At 68.7% G+C, this 3,836-nt stretch carries 1 protein-coding gene; it reads left to right on the top strand.

Annotated features, from left to right (window positions below; translation table 11 throughout):
* Positions 1–14: 14 nt before the first annotated feature.
* Positions 15–3,836: condensation domain-containing protein (locus tag F3J17_RS35810; RefSeq protein ID WP_345891294.1), on the top strand; the 3,822-nt coding region annotated here is incomplete at its 3' end.

Here is a 3,836-nt window from a genome sequence, read left to right as displayed (position 1 = left end):
CGCCCGCGTGCGCCGTGCTCAACCACTATGGCCCGACCGAAACCACGGTCGGCGTGCTGACGCATCGCCTTGGCGACGACACGTCCGGGACGCCGCCGCTCGGCCACGCGCTGGACGGCGCACGCGTCTATCTGCTCGACGCCGATGGCCAGCCCGTCTTGCCCGGCGCAAGCGGCGAACTCTGCGTGGGCGGCGCGACGCTCGCACGCGGCTATCGCGGCCGCCCTGGCGCGAGCGCCGAGCGTTTTGTGCCCGATCCGTTCGGCGCGCCGGGTGCGCGGCTCTATCGCACCGGCGACCGCGCGCATCGCCGCGCGGACGGTGCAGTGGTGTTCGAAGGCCGTCTGGACCAGCAGGTCAAGGTGCGCGGCTATCGCGTCGAACCCGCCGAAGTCGCCGCGTGCCTGCGTGCGCAGCCGGGCGTGGCGGAGGCTGTCGTACTCGCGCAGGCCGATGAGCAGGGCGCGGTGCAACTGCGCGCGTTCGCGGCGGCGGTCGGCGAAAGCACGACGCTCGACGGGCATACCTTGCAAGCAGCACTGGCAGCGCAACTGCCCGCGCATATGGTGCCCGCGAGCGTGAGCGTGCTCGCGAGCCTGCCCGTCACGCCGAACGGCAAGCTCGATCGCGCCGCGCTGCTCGCGCTCGCGCCAACCAGCGCTTCGGCCGCCGCGAACGTCACGAACGCCCAGCGCGCCACGGTCCAACCGCGCAACGACGCCGAAGCCACCTTGCTCGCGGTCTGGCAGCGCGTGCTGCGTCGCGACGATATCGGCGTCACCGATCACTTCTTCGAAATGGGCGGCGACTCGATCCTGAGCCTTCAGGTGATCGCCCAGGCGCGCCGCGCGGGTCTGCGTTTCACGCCCAAGCAGATGTTCGATCATCCGGTGATCGAGCGGCTTGCGGCGCTCGCCGCGACGGCTGCGGCATCGGCGTCGGCTTCTTCGGCTGCTCAGCAGGCCTCGCCCGCGCACGCGCCGTTCGACCTTACGCCGATCCAGCAGGGCTTCTTCGCGCGCTTCCCGCAGGCGCAGCATCACTGGAATCAGGCCGTGCTGCTCACCGTGCCGCCGACGCTCGACGAAACCGCCTTGCGCGCCGCGCTCGATGCGATGGTCGGCGCGCATGAGGCGCTGCGTCTGCGCTTCGCGCGTCATGCCGACGGCTGGCGTCAGCAGGTGGGCGCGCGCGAGGCCTGCGCGCTCGACGTGTTCGACTGGCGCGACGGCGCACCGTCCACTGACGCCGATGCCGATGCAGCGCTCGAACAGGCCGCCACGCGCGTGCAGCGCTCGCTCGATATCGAACGCGGGCCGCTCGTGCGGGCCGCGTGGTTCCGCCGTCCGCAAGGCGACCGGCTGTTGCTGGCGGTGCATCACCTGGCCGTCGATGGCGTGTCGTGGCGTGTTTTGCTCGACGACTTGCAGCACGCTTATGGACAAGCGGCGCAAGGTCAGACGATCGCGCTCGCGGCAGGGACGCCGTGGAGCGCCTGGGCGCGCGGCCTCGCCCAGCGCGCGCAGCGCGACGCGGTCAAGCGCGAGGCCGCCTGGTGGCGCGCCTCGCTCACGGGCGCGCGCGCTGCGCTGCGCGGTGTCGATGCTGTCGATGCGTCGGCGACGGTCGCTTCGGCGCGCGTGTTCGAATCGGCGTTCGATGCGGATCTCACGCGCGCGCTGCTCGAACGCGCGGGCGCGGCGTACCGCACCAACATCGAAGAAACTTTGCTGGCGGCGCTTGCGCATGCCGTGGACGAGCGCGGCGTGCTGCTTTCGCTCGAAAGCCACGGCCGCGAGACAGCAGGCGAAGAGGGCGTCGATCTGAGTCGCGCGGTTGGCTGGTTCACGGCGCGTTTCCCGTTCTGGATCGAGGCGCAGCCCGATTTGCGCCGCGCGCTGATCGACGTCAAGGCGCGCCGCCGCGCGGTGCCGCATCAGGGCGTGCATTGGGGCCTGCTCGAACAATACGGCGACGAGGGCGTGCGCGCGGCGCTCGCTGCGTTGCCTGCGCCGCGCGTGAGCTTCAACTATCTGGGTCGCTTCGACGAGCAGATCGGCGCGCGCGACGGCTTCGCGCTCGCGGCGGAAAGTGCAGGCGAGCTGACCGATCGTGCAGCGCGGCTGGCGTATGCGCTTGATGTGAATGCGCGCATCGTCGGCGAGCGGTTGAGCGTCACGTGGCGTTGCGCGCCGCAAGCCGAAGCGGCGACGCAGGCGCTCAAGGCGCGCTTCGAGCGTAGCCTCGCGCAATTGGTCGAGCACGCCTCGGAGGCACAGCCTGAGTTGACGGCGGCAGATTTCCCGTTGAGCGGCTTGCAGCAGGGCGCGTTTGAAGCGCTGGGCTTCGATCTGGCGAATCTCGAAGATATCTATCCGGCTACGCCGGTGCAGCAAGGTTTGCTGTTCCATAGCGCGCTGGAAAGCGGTAGCGGTTTGTATGTGAACCAGCGTCGTCTGACCTTGCGCGGCGAGCTTGATCGCGCAGCTTTGCGCGGTGCATGGGCGCATGTTGTCGCCACGCACGCAATCCTGCGCACGCAGTTCGAAACGCGCCACGGCGGCGACGCTTTGCAAATCGTGCTGCGCGAAGTCGATCTGCCGTATGCAGAACACGACTGGTCCGCGCTTGAATCACACGCGTACGAAGCGCAATTGCAGCAATGGATGCGCGACGACCTGCAAAGCGGCTTCGACGTCGAGCGTGCGCCGCTGCTGCGTATCGCGCTGTTCGCACGCGCCGATGGTGCACACGATCTGGTCTGGACCGATCACCACGTTTTGCTCGACGGCTGGAGCAGCGCGCAATTGATGCGCGAAGTCGCGGATGCCTATGAAGCCTTGCGCGCGCAACGCGAGCCTGAGCGTTTCGCACCGCCGTATCGAGATTACGTGCAATGGCGTCTGCAGCAGGACGAAGGCGAGGCATGGTGGCGCGAGCAGGGCGAGCGTATCGACGAACCTTCGACCTTGCTCGAAGCGCTGGGCCTGAACACGGGCCGCGCGCTGGAAACCGGCGATGCCGACGAAGCCCCGCTCGAATTCCGTCTGGATGCCGAACTCAGCGACGCATTGCGCGAAACCGCGCGCCGTCATCGCGTGACGCTGAACACGGTGCTGCAAGGCGCGTGGGCGCTGCTGCTCGCGCGTTACGGTAACCGCTCGCAGGCCGCATTCGGCGTGACGGTGTCGGGCCGTCCGGCGCATCTGCCGCAGGTCGAAAACATGCTGGGGCTGTTCATCAACAGCCTGCCGGTATGGATCGACGTGCCTGGCGAAACAAAGCTGTCGGCATGGCTCGAAGCACTCCAGCAGCACAACGGCGCGCTGCGCCAGTACGAACACACGCCGCTGTCGCGCATCCAGCAGTGGACCAATCGCAGCGGCGACGGCCTGTTCGACACGCTGCTCGTGTTCGAAAACTATCCCGTCGATGCCGCGTTGCAAGGCACCGGCCTCACGCTCGACGCGATCGAATCGGCGGGGCGCGCGCATTATCCGCTCACCCTCGTGGTGCTGCCCGAGCGCGAAACCACGCTGATCTGGAAGTACGACGCGAGCCGTATCGACGCCGCGCGCGTTGCGCGATTGCATGGGCATTTCGCACAGTTGCTCGAACGCCTCGTCAAACAGGACGATCCCGTGCTGCGCACGTTGACGCTCGACGTCGCACCCGCGATCGCAGGTGCAGCGCGCGCAGGCGAGGGCGCGATGCTGGCCCGCATGGGCGACCATGCGCGCACGCGCGGCGACGCCACCGCAATCGTCTGCGAAGGCCGCGCGCTGAGCTGGCGCGCGCTCTGGAACCGCGCGGGCGCGCTCGCGCAACGTCTGCTC

Origin of the sequence: Burkholderia sp. Ax-1719, assembly GCF_011753055.1 — a bacterium.
Classification (GTDB): Bacteria; Pseudomonadota; Gammaproteobacteria; order Burkholderiales; family Burkholderiaceae; genus Paraburkholderia.
The sequence above is the reverse complement of the archived record's forward strand: the minus strand, read 5'-3'. Positions and strand labels throughout refer to the sequence as shown.